Origin of the sequence: Sphingobium sp. IP1 (genome assembly GCF_002708645.1) — a bacterium.
GTDB classification, from domain to species: Bacteria; Pseudomonadota; Alphaproteobacteria; order Sphingomonadales; family Sphingomonadaceae; genus Sphingobium; species Sphingobium yanoikuyae.
The window spans coordinates 1-15,019 of the sequence record NZ_NOIW01000117.1 but is presented as its reverse complement, the minus strand read 5'-3'; the positions used below and the strand labels follow the sequence as shown (position 1 = coordinate 15,019).

General features: G+C 64.7%; 12 protein-coding genes, 1 tRNA gene and 1 pseudogene. 9 read left to right on the top strand and 5 right to left on the bottom strand.

Translation table 11 applies throughout. The features are described 5' to 3' along the window. Positions 1–942, top strand: a 942-nt coding sequence (locus tag CG471_RS30810; protein WP_180275798.1) for a hypothetical protein, incomplete at its 5' end; no start/stop codon positions are given. Between the two features lie 464 nt (positions 943–1,406). Here the strand turns inward: CG471_RS30810 and CG471_RS25285 are convergent. Continuing rightward, a tRNA-Ser gene (locus tag CG471_RS25285) sits at positions 1,407–1,496 on the bottom strand. Between the two features lie 146 nt (positions 1,497–1,642). Between CG471_RS25285 and hspQ the strand changes: the two genes are divergently transcribed. The 7 genes from hspQ to CG471_RS25255 all read left to right on the top strand — a co-directional run bounded on the left by hspQ (position 1,643) and on the right by CG471_RS25255 (position 10,583). Further along, the gene (gene hspQ, locus CG471_RS25280) at positions 1,643–2,014 is read left to right on the top strand and encodes a heat shock protein HspQ (protein ID WP_004210078.1); all 372 of its coding nucleotides are present in this window, start codon (positions 1,643–1,645) and stop codon (positions 2,012–2,014) included. Continuing rightward, positions 1,971–2,759 (top strand): GDSL-type esterase/lipase family protein, encoded by a 789-nt coding sequence (locus CG471_RS25275; protein WP_099234161.1) that lies wholly within the window; start codon positions 1,971–1,973, stop codon positions 2,757–2,759. Before hspQ ends, CG471_RS25275 begins: the two co-directional genes overlap by 44 nt. 120 nt (positions 2,760–2,879) lie before the next feature. Beyond that, positions 2,880–4,814 (top strand): OPT family oligopeptide transporter, encoded by a 1,935-nt coding sequence (locus CG471_RS25270; RefSeq protein ID WP_202600257.1) that lies wholly within the window; start codon positions 2,880–2,882, stop codon positions 4,812–4,814. A 145-nt stretch (positions 4,815–4,959) separates the two neighbouring features. Further along, positions 4,960–5,100: a hypothetical protein gene (locus tag CG471_RS30805; RefSeq protein ID WP_180275797.1), complete on the top strand. Its 141-nt coding sequence runs from the start codon at positions 4,960–4,962 to the stop codon at positions 5,098–5,100. A gap of 131 nt (positions 5,101–5,231) precedes the next feature. Continuing rightward, entirely contained in the window at positions 5,232–8,024 is a 2,793-nt protein-coding gene (locus CG471_RS25265; RefSeq protein ID WP_099234160.1) for a TonB-dependent receptor, read from the top strand. Positions 8,025–8,100: 76 nt separating this feature from the next. After that, positions 8,101–9,501 carry a metallophosphoesterase family protein gene (locus CG471_RS25260; RefSeq protein ID WP_099234159.1) on the top strand — a complete coding sequence of 467 codons (1,401 nt, stop codon included), beginning with the start codon at positions 8,101–8,103 and terminating at the stop codon, positions 9,499–9,501. Positions 9,502–9,509: 8 nt separating this feature from the next. Further along, entirely contained in the window at positions 9,510–10,583 is a 1,074-nt protein-coding gene (locus CG471_RS25255) for a phytase (RefSeq protein WP_099234158.1), read from the top strand. Between the two features lie 40 nt (positions 10,584–10,623). Here CG471_RS25255 and CG471_RS25250 read toward each other — a convergent pair whose 3' ends face one another. The 4 genes from CG471_RS25250 to queF all read right to left on the bottom strand — a co-directional run bounded on the left by CG471_RS25250 (position 10,624) and on the right by queF (position 14,657). Continuing rightward, positions 10,624–11,028 (bottom strand): NUDIX domain-containing protein, encoded by a 405-nt coding sequence (locus CG471_RS25250; protein ID WP_099234157.1) that lies wholly within the window; start codon positions 11,026–11,028, stop codon positions 10,624–10,626. Positions 11,029–11,077: 49 nt separating this feature from the next. Continuing rightward, the gene (locus CG471_RS25245; RefSeq protein ID WP_099234156.1) at positions 11,078–13,726 is read right to left on the bottom strand and encodes a M1 family metallopeptidase; all 2,649 of its coding nucleotides are present in this window, start codon (positions 13,724–13,726) and stop codon (positions 11,078–11,080) included. 163 nt (positions 13,727–13,889) lie between these two features. Further along, complete coding sequence (locus tag CG471_RS25240) at positions 13,890–14,177, bottom strand: hypothetical protein (protein ID WP_099234155.1); 288 nt, start codon at positions 14,175–14,177, stop codon at positions 13,890–13,892. 27 nt (positions 14,178–14,204) lie between these two features. Beyond that, the gene (gene queF, locus CG471_RS25235) at positions 14,205–14,657 is read right to left on the bottom strand and encodes a preQ(1) synthase (RefSeq protein WP_099234154.1); all 453 of its coding nucleotides are present in this window, start codon (positions 14,655–14,657) and stop codon (positions 14,205–14,207) included. Positions 14,658–14,766: 109 nt separating this feature from the next. Between queF and CG471_RS25230 the strand changes: the two are divergent. Then, positions 14,767–15,019 (top strand): annotated as a pseudogene (locus CG471_RS25230) (hypothetical protein); the annotation flags it as partial.

Below are 15,019 nucleotides of genomic sequence, written 5' to 3'. Positions count from 1 at the left end.
CCCGCCCTCCTCTACCCTCAAGCCCGGCGCCTGCTGCTGCGGCGCCCCATCGCGTCGGAAAATCTGACCCTGTTCGGCCTGTCCGCGCTCCGTGCTGGCGATCAGCAACGCGCCCTCCAGGCCTTCAGCCTCGCCGCCTCGCGCGGCTGGCATGACGATATCCCGCAATATATGGCGCTGGTCGACGCAGCACGGGGCGGGCGCTGGGACGACGCCGCGCTTCGCCTGCGCGCCCTGCTGCAGACGCAGGCCAGCGAACCGGCCATCCGTCAGGCGATCATGCCCTTCATGGCCAGCCCTGCAGGCCACGCCGCACTCGCCCGTCTGCTCGCCGACAATCGGGATTTCCAATATCCGCTTCTCTCGATCGCCCGCACGACCCTTGCCACGCCGCAATTCCGCGCCCTGCTCCAGCATCTGGCCAGCCACCGCGCCCGGATCGACTGCCGCGCTCTCAACAGGCTGGTGTCGCGCTGGCTCGATCAGGGCATCGCAACAGCCGCGCGCGACACCTGGGACGGCCTTTGCGCGTCGGCGGACACGGTCAGCCACGCGGATCGGGGCTTCAGCGACACGGCCACGCCCTTCGCCTGGCAATTGCAGCCACGCGACGATCTTCCGCTGCATGTCGATCCGCACGACGCCAGCCTTTCCTATCGCAATCCCGATAGTGGCCCGCACAGCATCGCCGTCCGTCGGCTGCTGCTCCCGTCCGGCGCGCATCGCTTCAGGATGAGCGGCCGGCCCGCCGATGGCCAAACCTTCCCGACCCTTCGTCTGCGCTGTAGCGGCGGTGGCCCATCGCTCAGCTTGTATGCCCTGTCCGGGATGGGGGCCGAACAAAGCGCAACCATCCCCGATCATTGCCCCGTCCAGAAACTGGAATTGATCGCGCCCAAGGGCAGCGTGACCGGCTTGCGCCTGACCATTGAAGGGGAATGACCTACGGCGCAGCCAGCGCACGCAGACCGCGCACTGAAGGTTTGATGGAAGGCTTGCTTCTCCGTCCGTTGATGATCGCTTCAAAAAGCGACTTTCGTGCCGGCACTGGATCGATCCGAAGAGCCTGAGAGAGAGTTCCGGGTTTCGGTGATGGGGCGGCATCGTCGTCAAGCCATCCCTCACGGGCAGCCTCGATCCGAACCTGAAATTCGACGATCGCCGACGCAGCCCGACGATTAGCTTCTGCTCGCGATGCTCGTCCCAATCGTCAAATGGGATTGGATTTTCCGATGATCGACTGAAGCGTTTTCGGGACGGTCATGCGGACCTCGAAACCACCATCTGCGGTCACCCGGAGATAAGTCATCGATCTCATTCTGTAGCACCATTGCGTAGCGGTTGAACGCTCGGCAGCCGTGGATCAGGAAGAAATCGTTTTATCTCACAATCTTACGGGAAGATTATGGCGGAGAGGGAGGGATTCGAACCCTCGGTACCCTCACGGGCACGCCGCATTTCGAGTGCGGTGCATTCGACCACTCTGCCACCTCTCCGCAGAAGACCGGAAGCATTGAACCGCAAGGAAAAATGCCGCACCGATCTGGTCGAGGGGCGCCCATTAGCGAATGATTCCATCCTTGCCAAGCACCCTTTTCGGTATTTTTCTTGTCTCCCTGCGCGGGCACCCTAAATTGGTCATATGAAAGTCACGATTCAGAATATCGGTACCGGCATCACCGCCCCGCCGGTCGTCCATGCCCGCTTCAGCATCGGCGATGTCCTCAAGCATCGCAGCTTCGGCTTTCGCGGCGTGGTGTTCGACATCGACCCGGTCTTCGCCAACAGCGAGGAATGGTATGAATCGATCCCCGAACATGCCCGGCCCGACAAGCAGCAGCCCTTCTACCACCTGCTCGCCGAAAATGGCGAGAACAGCTATGTCGCCTATGTCAGCCAGCAGAATCTGGTGGCCGACGACAGCGAGGAGCCGGTCGATCACCCGGCGATCACCGGCCTGTTCGGCGATTATGCGGATGGCAAATATCAGCTGCGCCCGCGCCACCGGCACTGAGCCGCGCTGGCGGGTGGCGCTGGGCCTTGCCCTGCTGCTCGCCGCGGCCGGGCCGTTGCAGGCGGCACCGCTGCCGACGCAGGCCCCGGCGTCGGACAAGATCGCGGTTCCCAATGCCGACCCGACCTTCCCCTTCTCCAACGAGATAGCCGCCTTTGCCAAAGCGGAAGAGGCCGGCCCGCCGGTCGCCAACGCCACGCTGTTCCTGGGCAGTTCCAGCATCCGTCTGTGGGACATCAAGGGCAGCTTCACCGATATCGGCACGGTCAATCGCGGCTTTGGCGGCGCGACCACGCCCGACGTGCTGCATTATTACAAGCGGCTGCTGCCCAAGGCCAAGCCGCGCTCGATCATCCTCTATGTCGGCGAGAATGACCTGGCCGCCGGCGCCACGCCGGACACGGTCGCGCGCGACGTGCTGACCCTGCTGCGCCAGCTCCGCGCCGACTATCCCAGGGCGCATATCGCCTATCTCTCGCTCAAGCCCAGCCCGATCCGCTGGACGCTCTGGCCCCAGATGGCGGCGGTCAACATGACCGTTTCGGCGCGCAGCAAGGCGATGAAGTTCGATTATCTCGATGTCGGCCGCCCCTTGCTCGCTACCGACGGCCTGCCCGATGCATCGCTGTTCCGTGCCGATGGTTTGCACATGAATCCGCGCGGTTACGAGCGCTGGACCAGGCTGGTCGACGCCTATCTGGACCATGCCGTGCTGGCGGATGCGGGCGCCGGCCGCGATTCCTGACCGTCCTGCCGGCCAGTTTAAGATTGATCCAAGCGCCAGCAACATTATTACCAGCCGCTTGATCGATCGACTGGCGAAGGGAAAAGAGCAGTGACAACCGATTCGGCCAAGGCCGTGCCGATGGCGGAGCTGACGCTACGCGGCGTCATATTGGGCGCGCTCATCACCCTGCTGTTCACCGCCGCGAACGTCTATCTGGGCCTCAAGATCGGCCTGACCTTCGCCACCTCGATTCCCGCCGCCGTCATTTCGATGGCGGTGCTGCGCCTGTTCGCCACCGGGACGATCCTGGAAAACAACATCGTCCAGACCATCGCATCGGCCGCCGGCACGCTGTCGGCGATCATCTTCGTGCTGCCGGGCCTGGTCATCATCGGCTGGTGGCAGGGCTTCCCCTATTGGCTGTCGGCCTGCACCATCGCGCTGGGCGGCATATTGGGCGTCATGTATTCGGTGCCGCTGCGCCGCGCGCTCGTCACCGGATCGGACCTGCCCTATCCCGAGGGTGTCGCCGCTGCCGAAGTGCTGAAAGTCGGCGCCGGTTCGCGCGAGGGCCTGGAAGAGAATAAGCGCGGCTTGGCCGCCATCGTCATGAGTTCGATCGCCGCCGCCGGCTTCTCGATCATCGCCAAGACCAAGATTCTGGCCGAGGAAGCCGCCACCTTCTTCAAGCTGGGCGCGGGCGCCAGCTCGGTCTCGACCAGCTTCTCGATGGCGCTGATCGGCGTCGGCCATCTGGTCGGCATCTCCGTCGGCGCCGCCATGTTCGTCGGCCTGCTGATCAGTTGGGTCGGCATCGTCCCCTATCTCACCAGTCCGCTGCCCGCCGGCGCGGACCTGGCCGACCTGGTCGGCACCACCTTCCGCATGAAGGCCCGCTTCATCGGCGCCGGCACCATCGGCATCGCCGCGATCTGGACCCTGCTCAAGATCCTCGGCCCGATCATCAGCGGCATCCGCTCCGCCCTCAACGCCGCCAAGGTCCGCAAGTCAGGCGACGCCGGCACGCTGGACATTACTGAGCGCGACCTGCCGATCGGCATCGTCTTCGGCACCATCCTCGCCTCGCTCGTGCCGATCGCCGTCTTGCTGTGGATCTTTGCCCAGGGCGGGCCGATCGCCGCCAATCCGGTGCCGATCATCGGCCTGACGCTGGCCTATATCCTGGTCGCCGGCATCGTCATCGCCTCGGTCTGCGGCTATATGGCCGGCCTGATCGGTGCGTCGAACAGCCCGATCTCGGGCGTCGGCATCCTTGCCGTGCTGGGCGCCTCGCTGATCCTCGCCGCCATCTATGGCTCGGGCCATCCCGAACAGAGCCAGGCGCTGATCGCCTATGCGCTGTTCACCACCGCGATCGTGTTCGGCGTCGCCACCATTTCCAACGATAACCTCCAGGACCTCAAGACCGGTCAGCTGGTCGGTGCGACGCCGTGGAAGCAGCAGATCGCGCTGGTGCTGGGCGTGCTGTTCGGCGCGCTGGTAATCCCGCCGGTGCTCGACCTCCTGAACAGCGCCTTTGGCTTTGCCGGCGCGCCCGGTGCCAAGGCGACCGCCCTGCCCGCACCGCAGGCCGCGCTCATTTCCGCGCTCGCCAAGGGCGTGCTGGGCGGCGACCTCGACTGGGGCCTGATCGGCTTCGGCGCCGGCATCGGCGTGGTCGTGGTCGCGCTGGACGAACTGCTCGGCAAGACCGGCAAGATGCGCCTGCCCCCGCTCGCGGTCGGCATGGGCATCTATCTGCCGATGGCGCTGACCCTGCTGATCCCGGTCGGTGCGGTGATCGGCCATTTCTACAATCGCTGGTCGCTGCGCCAGGCGAACCCGGAATTTGCCGAGCGCATGGGCGTGCTGATGGCAACCGGCTTCATCGTCGGCGAAAGCCTGTTCGGCGTCGCCTTTGCCGGCATCGTCGCTTCGACCGACAGCGACGCGCCGCTGGCGCTGGTCGGCGAAAGCCATTGGGCGGTGCCGCTGTCGGTGCTGATCTTCGCCGGCGTGATCGCCGCCCTTTATGCGCGCCTGCGCCACTGGGCGACCGCGCCGCTCGCCTGACGGGATGAGATGGGGCACCAACGCAAAGGTCGCCCCATCCTTCAAAATCCTACGATAATAGAATGGATATGGGCCGGCCTGCGGCTCGAAACCCTATGCCCGGCGGTTTAATTCTCCAGCATCACCCAAAGGCTGGAGAGCCCACATGCCGCCCGAATTCCTGATTGCCATCATCTTGTGTATCGGCGCCGTCTTTTTCATCGACCATATGGCTCGGCTGGAAAAAGGCGGCTGGCTGCGCCATCGTGGCGGCCTGTCCCGGCGCAGCGGCCCGCGGCGCGATTGAGCCTTCACAATGTGGCCCCTGTATCACGTCACATAAGTTACATTTTTTAGACTTTTAACTGCAATCATATTGCCATGAAGCCGTAAGGACTCATCGCCAATGGCCTCCCCAACCGAAGGGGAGCATTCACCATGAAGACCTTGTTCCGTGGCGCGAGCCGCGCCGCGATCATCCTTGCCACCGCCATGCCCGTCGCCGCCCTGGCCGGCACCATCAGCGGCACCGTGTCCGACGGCACCGGCACCCGCGCGCTGCAGTCGACCCAGCTGCGCATCGTCGAAAATGGCCGCATCGCCGAAGCCGGCCGTGACGGCTCCTACCGCTTCCCCGACGTTGCACCGGGCACCTACACGATCGAAGCCCGCTACACCGGTGCCGATCCGGTGCGCACCACCGTCGTCGTGCCGGCCACTGGTGACGTCGATGCCGACATCCGCATCGGTTCGAACGTCGACGCGTCGATCATCGTCGTCGGCCAGGTCGCCAACCAGGCGTCGACGCTGTCGCGCCAGCGCGCTGCCGACGGCGTCGAAAGCGTCCTGACCCGCGACGCAATCGGCCAGTTCCCCGACCAGAATGTCGCAGAATCGATCCGCCGCCTGCCCGGCGTCAACATCCTGAACGATCAGGGCGAAGGCCGCTTCGTCTCGGTCCGCGGCCTCGATCCGGAACTCAATGCCGCGTCGATCAACGGCACCCGCGTGCCGGCGCCGGAAAGCGATGTCCGCTCGGTCGCGCTGGACGTCATCCCTTCGGAACTGATCGAATCGATCGAGATCAAGAAGTCGCTGACCCCGGACATGGACGGCGACACCATCGGTGCCTCGATCGAAATCCAGACCACCAGCGCCTTCGACCGCAAGAAGGATCTCTATTCGGTCAAGCTGGAAGGCAGCTATAACGACTATGCCGACGCGCTGACGCCCAAGGGCAGCGTCGATTTCTCGACCCGCATCACCGATCGCTTCGGCATCGCCGGCGGCTTCAGCTATTACAAGCGCAAGTTCGAGAGCGACAATATCGAGGCGGCCGACTGGAACCAGACGGACGATGGCATCGCCTATGCCGAGGAACTCCAGTATCGCGACTATGACGTCCAGCGTAAGCGCCTGGGCGGATCGCTCAGCCTCGACTGGCTGGCGACGGACACCACCAAGCTCTACGCGCGCGGCCTCTACAGCCAGTTCGAGGATCAGGAATATCGCGGCGACGTCATTTTCCAGATGAGCGGCGAACCGGAATCGGGCGACGCGACCAGCGCGCAATTCTCCGATGAGGACGACCGCATCCGCGTCCGTCGCCGGATGAAGGACCGCTTCGAAAAGCAGCGTATCAAGTCTCTGACCCTGGGCGGTGAAACCAATACCGGTCCCTGGAAGCTGACCTATTCGGGTAGCTGGTCGGAGGCCAGCGAGCGCGAAAATGGCTCGATCGACCCGACCCGCTTCCAGGCGGATTTCGAAGAAAATGGCGTGAATGTCGGCTTCGACTATTCGAATCCGATGAAGCCGCGCTACACGGTCACCGGTAATACCGACGCCTTCTATGACGCCTCCAACTATGAGTTTGACGAGCTGGAACGCACCACGTTGTCGGACTCGAAGGATCGCGAATATACGATCAAGGGCGACATCAGCCGTGCCTTCGCCACCGATGGTGGTACCTTCACCGTCCAGACCGGTATGAAGGCGCGCTGGCGCAAGAAGAGCTATAATCTCCAGTCGGATGTCTATGACGGCTATGACGGCGATTATACGCTGGCCGACGTGCTCGGCGGCCAGACCTACCGCATCCAGGACATTCTGCCGCAGGCAAGCCATACCGGCCCGTCCAATTTCTTCTATGACAATCAGGCCAATTTCGAGCTGAACGAGTTCGACACGCTGCTCAACTCGACCACGTCCGACTATTCGGTGACCGAGGACATCCTCGCCAGCTACCTGATGGGTCGCTGGGACAGCGACACGCTGCGCGTCATTGCCGGTGTGCGTATGGAGCAGACCCGCAACGACATTCGCGCCTTCCAGACGCTGGCGACCGGCGACGAGGTCGAGGATATCACGATCACGCCGACCCGCTTCGTGCGCAACTATACCAACTGGCTGCCCAGCCTGACGGTCCGCTACGAGCCGGTCACCAACCTGGTCTTCCGCTTCGGCGGCTATAAGAGCCTGGTCCGTCCGAAACTGTCCAACCTGGCACCGCGCTTCGACATCAACGAAGATGGCGAGGCGACGCTCGGCAACCCGAACCTCAAGCCCTATAGCGCCTGGAACATCGATGCGTCGGCCGAATGGTATTTCGGCACCAACGCGGCGCTGACCGGCGGCTTCTTCTGGAAGTCGATCAAGGACTTCGTCGTCGAACAGACGATCGAGGAAGCGGGCACCATCTATGGCGTCGACTACAACCAGCTGACGACCTACATCAATGGCGACACGGCCAAGATCAAGGGCTTCGAACTGTCCTACAGCCAGGTCTTCAGCTTCCTGCCGGCGCCTTTCGACGGCCTGCTGCTGAACGCCAACTACACCTATACCGATGCCAAGGGCACGGTGCTGACCGATGGCGACATTGCCGATCCGCGCAAGGTGCCGCTGGCCGCTTCGTCGAAGAACACGTTCAACATCGTCCTGGGTTACGAAAAGGGGCCGATCTCGCTGCGCGCCGCGGGCACCTATCGTGACAAATATCTGGATGAGCTGGGCGGCAAGGCCGAGGATGATCGCTATGTCGACGATCATTTCCAACTCGACCTGAGCGCGAAATATCGCGTCGCACCGGGCGTCCGGGTCTTTGCCGAGTGGATCAACGCCACCAACGAGCCCTATTTCGCCTATCAGAACTATGCCGGTGCCAAGCGCCTGCTGCAATATGAGGAATATAACTGGACCGCGAAGTTCGGCGTCACCGCCAGCTTCTGATCCCGTTCGATGTCCCCTGCTTGCCGGTCGCGCCCTTGCGCGGCCGGCAAGTCCCGTTTTCCCGGAAAGGACGCCCATGTCCCGACTGTTCCTGACCATGTGGCTGATGGCGAGCGCCGCGCCGCTCTCCGCCCAGCCGACCGCCAGCCCGCCCGTGCCGCGCTCGGCCGGCACGCCCTATGCGGCACGCAGCCTGCCCGACCGCATCATGCTGACGCCCGCCGCCGATCCGTCGCGCGGCATGGCCGTCGCCTGGCGCACCGATGCCGCCCAGACCGCCAGCGAAGCGCAGATCGCGATCTCGGTCGACGGCCCGACGCTGGAGGAGAAGGCAAGGACCGTGACCGGCCCCGCCGGCACCGCGAAGGACAGCGCCAATGGCCCGGCCCTCTATCACCAGATCCGCTTCGACAACCTGACGCCCGATACCGTCTATGCCTATCGGCTGAAGGGCAGCGCGGGCTGGAGCGAGTGGCTGCAATTCCGCACTGCGGCGGCTGAGGCCAGGCCGTTCCGGTTCCTCTATCTGGGCGACATCCAGAACGGCATCCTCACCTATGCCAGCCGCGTCATCCGCCAGGCCTTCCACGCCAATGGCGGGATCGAGCTGGTCGCCCATGCCGGCGACCTCGCCGCGCAGCGCGACGACCTCGACCATGACGATGAATGGGGCGAGTTCAACCAGGCTGGCGCCTATAACTGGTCGATCGTCCCGCAACTGCCGGCGACCGGCAATCATGAATATGTCGATGTGGTGAAGCCCGACGGCAGTGAAAGCCGCACGCTCGGCCCCTATTTCCCGCTGCAGTTCGCGCTGCCCGACAATGGCGTGCCGGGCCTAAAGACCACCTATTATGTCGATTATCAGGGGGTGCGCTTCATCATCCTCGACGGCACGTCGGCAATCGACCTCGGCACCATGGCGCAGCAAACCGCATGGCTCGACGCCACCCTCGCGTCCAGCAAGGCGAAATGGAATGTCGTGCTGTTCCACCAGCCCGTCTTCACCTGCGCCCGGCCGCAGGACACGTCCGAGGTGAAGGCCGCGTGGAAGCCGGTGTTCGACAAGCGCAAGGTCGATCTGGTGCTGCAGGGCCATGACCATTGCTACAGCCGCCTGACGTCGGAAGCGGGCCGCGAGGCATCGGCGCAGGCGCGGGCCAATGGCGCGATCCAGGGGCCGGTCTATCTCGTCTCGGTCACAGGCTCCAAAATGTACGGCCTCAACGACCGTGCCCGCACCCAGCCGGACAAGACCGCCGAAGCGACCGAACTCTATCAAGTCGTGGACGTGGATGGCGATCGCCTGAAATTCCGCACCTATACCGCGTCGGGCAAGCTCTATGACGGCTTTGACCTCACAAAGCGGGCGGACGGCAATCACCTGACCGACACCAGCGAACCCACCATCGCGGTGCGCACCTGCACCGGCAACATTGGTCCCGACGGCGGCAAATGCGTCGCGCGGGGCAAGTGAGGACGATCATGATCAAGCCCTTCGCTCTAGCCTTCACCAGCCTGCTTGCACTGGCCGCTTGCACCACCGCGGAAAAGGAAGTGCCGGTCGCAACACGCATCGCCAACGCAACCCCGGCCGTGACCGTCACGGCGCGCGGCGAGACCACGCCGGTTGGCACGCCCAATGCCGACGCGGCGGATGATCCGGCGATCTGGCGCAATGCCGCCAATCCGGCCGCCAGCCTGATCGTCGGCACCGACAAGAAGGCCGGCCTCTATGTCTATGGCCTGGACGGCAAGACCCGTGATTTCCTGGACGCCGGCCGGGTCAACAATGTCGATCTGCGCGATGGCGTGGCGGTAAATGGCCAGGCCGGCATCCTGGTCGTGGCGTCGGACCGCAATGATGTCGCCAACGCCAAGCTGGCCCTGTTCCGCCTCGACAGCGCAACAGCGAAGTTGACAGCCCTCGGCAAGGTCGATGCCGGCAAGGGCGAGGCCTATGGCATCTGCCTGTACAAGGCACCGGAGGCGACCTACGCCTTCATCGTGCTGAAAGACGGGACGATCAATCAGGTCGCGATCGACGCATCCGGCACCACGCCGACCGGCCGGATCGTCCGCAGCATGAAGCTTGGCACCCAGTCGGAAGGCTGCGCAGTGGATGATCGCACCGGCATCCTCTATGTCGCGGAGGAAGATGTCGGCCTGTGGCGCTTCGACGCGCGCGCAAGCGGCTCCACAACGCCCACGAAGATCGCGGCGGCGGATGGCAAGAATCTGGTGATGGATGCCGAAGGCGTCGCCATCGCCGCGATCGGCGAGAAGGACGGCTATGTCCTCGTCTCCAGCCAGGGTGACAATGCCTATGTCGCCTATCGCCTGTCCGACGACAGCTATGCCGGCCGCTTCCGCGTGATCGACGGCGCCATTGGCGGATCGGAGGAAACCGACGGGATCGAACTGATGCTGGGTGATTTCGGCCCGGCCTATCCCGGTGGCCTGTTCATCGCGCAGGACGGCCATAACGCGGCGGCAGCGCAGAATTTCAAGCTGGTCGCCTGGGACGACATCGCCAAGGCATTGGGCCTGCCGAACTGATCGAAACCGGAAAGGGCGGCCGCGATGCCGCCTTTCCTTGTTATCGCGCCTGCAAGGCGGCCAGCGCCGCCCGTGTCGACAGGGTCAGTGGCTGCGGCAGCGCATCCAGCGCAAACCAGCCGCAGCCCGCCAGCGCGTCGGGCTCCTTCACCACCGGTTCGCCCTGCGCATCCTCGACCAGATAGACCGGCGCCACCCAGTGCGTGCCGCGCTCCGCATCGATCTGGTCCGTCAGGCACAGCAAGCTTCGCGCCCTGATCGTCAGGCCCAGTTCCTCGAAAATCTCGCGCTCGGCCGCCGCTGCCATCGTCTCGAACAGGTCGACCTTGCCGCCCGGCAGACCCCAATGGCCCGCTTCCGGCTCCCGCCGCCGCTGTACCAGCAGCAATCTGCCATCGCGCAGGATCGCCGCGCCGCATCCGACCCGCGGTTCCGTCTGGATCATGCTTCCCCCATGAGAGAAGGGCGGCGGATCGCTCCGCCGCCCCATGCCCTTATTTCTTGCCCGCGAACCAGGCTGCGGTCGGCGCCTTCAGGCGGCTACGCGTCTCGATCCGGGTCTTGATCGCGGCAATCGAGCGATCGACCACCTTGCGCGATTCCGGCGTCAGATACTGGGTCGCATAGGCGTCCAGCTTGGTCACCATCGCCGGGTCGGCCGATCCGCCGCCCAGACGGGCCAGTGCCTGGCTGCGCGCCGACACGTCGATCAGCGCCTCATATTGCGCCTTGTGCGCCAGCACATAGTCGACCGCCAGCATCGGATGGGCGACGCCCACCTGGCCGATGATCGCGGCGCTCGTGGTCTTGCCCGGCTCGTCGGTCAGGGCGAGATCCAGAGCCTGCTGGCCCAGCTTCTCGTCCTTCGCCTTGCCGAGCAGCGCGTAGAGCGTGCTCTTCTCCAGGTCGCTCTTCGCGCCCTTGGCCATGACGCGCAACTTGTCCCAGGTCGCCTGGTCGGCATTCTGGGCGATGATGCCCAGCCACACATTGCGCAGCGGCCCGTCGAGCGCGGCCGGATTGGTCGCCAGCGCGACGAAGCGGCGGTTGGCCTCGGCCACCACGCCCTTGTCGCCCATGCTGCCCAGCGTCGCGACCAGGCTGGTGCGCAGCACCGGCACCTGCGGCCCTTCGCCGGCCTTGGCATCATAGCCGATCGCCGTCAGCGCCGGGGTCAGCTTGGCCGAGGCATAGGCCGCGACCTTCGCCTGGGCGGCGGCGTCGCCCTCCAGCATGTCATAGCTGCTCTTCAAATAGCCGGGCACTTCGGCCAGCACGGCCGGGCTGCCATTGACCGGCACCGCGTCGACCAGGTCGAGCACCAGACCGATCGGCTGATAACCGCCCAGCGCCAGCTGGAAATTGTCCGCCATCAGACCGGTCTGGTCCATGCTGGACAGCTGGCTGAAGCCCTTGGCCAGCGCCTGGATATTGGCGGCGGGATAGAGCGAGCGATAATAGCCGGTCTGCCCCGCATTGATGACATAGGCGCCGCAACCCGGCAGCGTGATCTGGCCATTGCCCTGCAGGATCAGGCGCTGCGCCTCGCCGCCCTGCACCTGCGCCTTCACCGGCACATTCCACTTCAGCGGCGCCTTGTCCTTGGCGTCGCGGCTAAACTCGCCCTGGCTCAGCGTCAGGATGGTGTTGCCGCCCTGGCACTGGGCGCTCTCCACCTTGACCAGCGGGATCCCCGGCTGGCTGGTGAAGTCATGCGCGATGCTGACCAGCCCCTTGGCGCCCGCGCCCTCGACCGCTTTCCACAGATCGTCGGTGACGGTGTTCCCATAGGCGTGGCTCTTCATGTAGGACTGGATGCCCGCCTTCCACGCATCCTCGCCGGCATAGCCTTCGAGCATGGTGATGACCGCTTCGCCCTTCTGATAGGTGATGGCGTCGAACGCCTGATTCACCTGATCGACGGTGGTGATCTTCTGCACGACCGGGTGGGTGGTCTTGAGCGCGTCGAGGCTCATCGCCCGCTCGCGGCCATCGACGCGCGACAGCAGGGCTTCCCATTCCGGGTTCAGCTTGTCGGTGACCTTGGTCGCCATCCAGCTGGCAAAGCCCTCGTTCAGCCACAGATCGTCCCACCAGGCCATGGTGACGAGATCGCCGAACCACTGATGCGCCATTTCATGCGCGGCCACTTCATAGATGGCGCGCTTGGTCTCTTCCGAGGTGAAGCGCGGATCGACCAGCAGGGTGCGCTCGAAGGTGAAGATCGCGCCCCAATTCTCCATCGCGCTGAAGAACTGGCTCTGGCCCGGACCCGCGACATTGTCGAGCTTGGGCAGCGGGAAGGGCACGCCGAAATAATCGTTATAATAAGGCAGGATCGCCGCCGACGCGTCGAGCGCCAGCTGCGCCTTGCCGGTATTGCCCCGGCCGGTGATGACGCCGACTTCGGTATTGCCCGCCATCTTGGTCGCGCGATCCAGTTCGCCCAGGCCAAAGAAGAGCAGATAGGAGGACATTTTGGGGCTGGTGCCGAAGGTCACCAGCTTCTTGCCGCCGCCGATGTCCTTGGTCGCCTTGACCGGCATGTTGCCGACCGCCAGCTGGTCCGCCGGCACCACGGCGCTGAGGTCGAACGTCGCCTTGTAGCTCGGCTCGTCGAAGCTCGGCACGAAACGGCGGGCGTCGGGCGCCTCGAACTGGGTGAAGAGCGCGCGCTTCGCCGCGCCTTCATTGTCGGTATAGTCGAGCGCGAACAGGCCATTAGCCTGCTGGTTGATGATGCCGGCATAGACCATGGTCAGCTTGTAGCTGCCCGGCTGGACCGGCTTGCCGAAGTCGAGGCTGACGGTCTGGGCATCGGCATCCACCTTGGCGGTGCCGGTGATCGCCTTGCCCTTGGCCGGGGTCAGGGTGACGCTGGAGACGGTCAGGTCGGCCGCGTTCAGCACCAGCGCCGGCATGGCCGTGGCGACAGTGACATCGATCGTCACCTTGCCGGTGAATTTGAGGTTCGCCGCATCGGGCGTCACCTCGATCGCATAATGGCTGGGCGCGGCGCCACGGGGCAGCTGGGTGGTGACGCCGGCGGCGGGGCCGGCAGGCGCGGTCTGGGCCAGCGCGGGCGCGGCGATCGCCAGCGGCGCGGCCGCCATCAGGAACGGCAGGATTTTCGACAAGGGCATGGGGGAAGGCACTCCGATACGGCTTGGATGGCGCAATGAGACATAGTCACGCGCAACATGCAAACCGGATCGGCCCTTTCCCGCGGGGGGTCAAGTGAACTATCCGCAAGAGAATGTCGTTGGTCGAAGCCTGTTGCGCGTTCGTCCAACAAGGGCAGAGTGGCTATCGGACGAGAAGCCTTCCGTCCCGCTGGGCGATGAGCGAGCGATCGCCGCTATCGCGCATGTGCCGCAACGCCGCCTTCCGGCAGGCAGGATCGCTATTGATCTGGCGCTCGAACCAACGCCGCCAAATGGGATCAGTCAATGCGATGGCATAGGCTTCTTCTATGCCGCATGCTTCGCGCAGGCGAATTTCCTTGATCAGCAAATGCCAGCGCGAACCGTCGGACGGGTCTAGTTCCGCCCGACGATTACGATAGAAAGCCATGAGGCTTGCGGCATCCTGCATGATCGGCGCAGCCTATGGATCAGATATTCAGCCGCGGCCGCGATAGCCCGGTACGTCCTGCGGCGGCAGCCACATGCCGGCGGGCGGTTCGCCCGACTGCCAGAAGACGTCGATCGGGATGCCGCCGCGCGGATACCAATAGCCGCCGATGCGCAGCCAGATCGGCTGCATCTCGGTGAACAGCCGCTCGCCGATGCCGACGGTGCAATCCTCGTGGAAGCCGGCATGGTTGCGGAAGCTGCCCAGGAACAGCTTGAGTGCCTTGGATTCGACGATCGTCGCGCCGGGCGCATAGTCGATCACCAGATGGGCGAAATCGGGCTGGCCGGTCACCGGGCAGAGCGAGGTGAATTCGGGCGCCGTGAAGCGCACCAGATAGGGCTTGCCCGGACGGGGATTGGGGACATAGTCGAGGACGGCGTCCTCGGGCCGCTGCGGCAGGGTGCTGGCGCGGCCGAGATGGAGCGGGGTATCGGTCATGAGGGCGCATGTAGTCGATTACACGCAATTTGTCATCGGTCCGGCGCGCAAGGCCATCCGTTCATCTGGCGTTCAGCAAAATTTCTGCCTTGGCAGGGCCATGGGGTCTATGCGTCTGTTCCTTTCCGCCCTGCCGCTGCTGGCAGTCACGCCCGCGCTGGCACAGCAAGCCACCGGCAGCGATCCGGTCGTCAATCTGCAGCGCGCCGCGCCGCCGCCGCCGGCCGATGACCCGCGCCGTCAAGGCCCGGAACTCGACGTGTTCCGGGGCACGGCAACGCCGACCCCGACACCCACGCCGTCGCTGCCGCCGATCGTCGCGCCCACGGTGACGCCGGCGCCGACCCAGCGCGCGCCCGCGC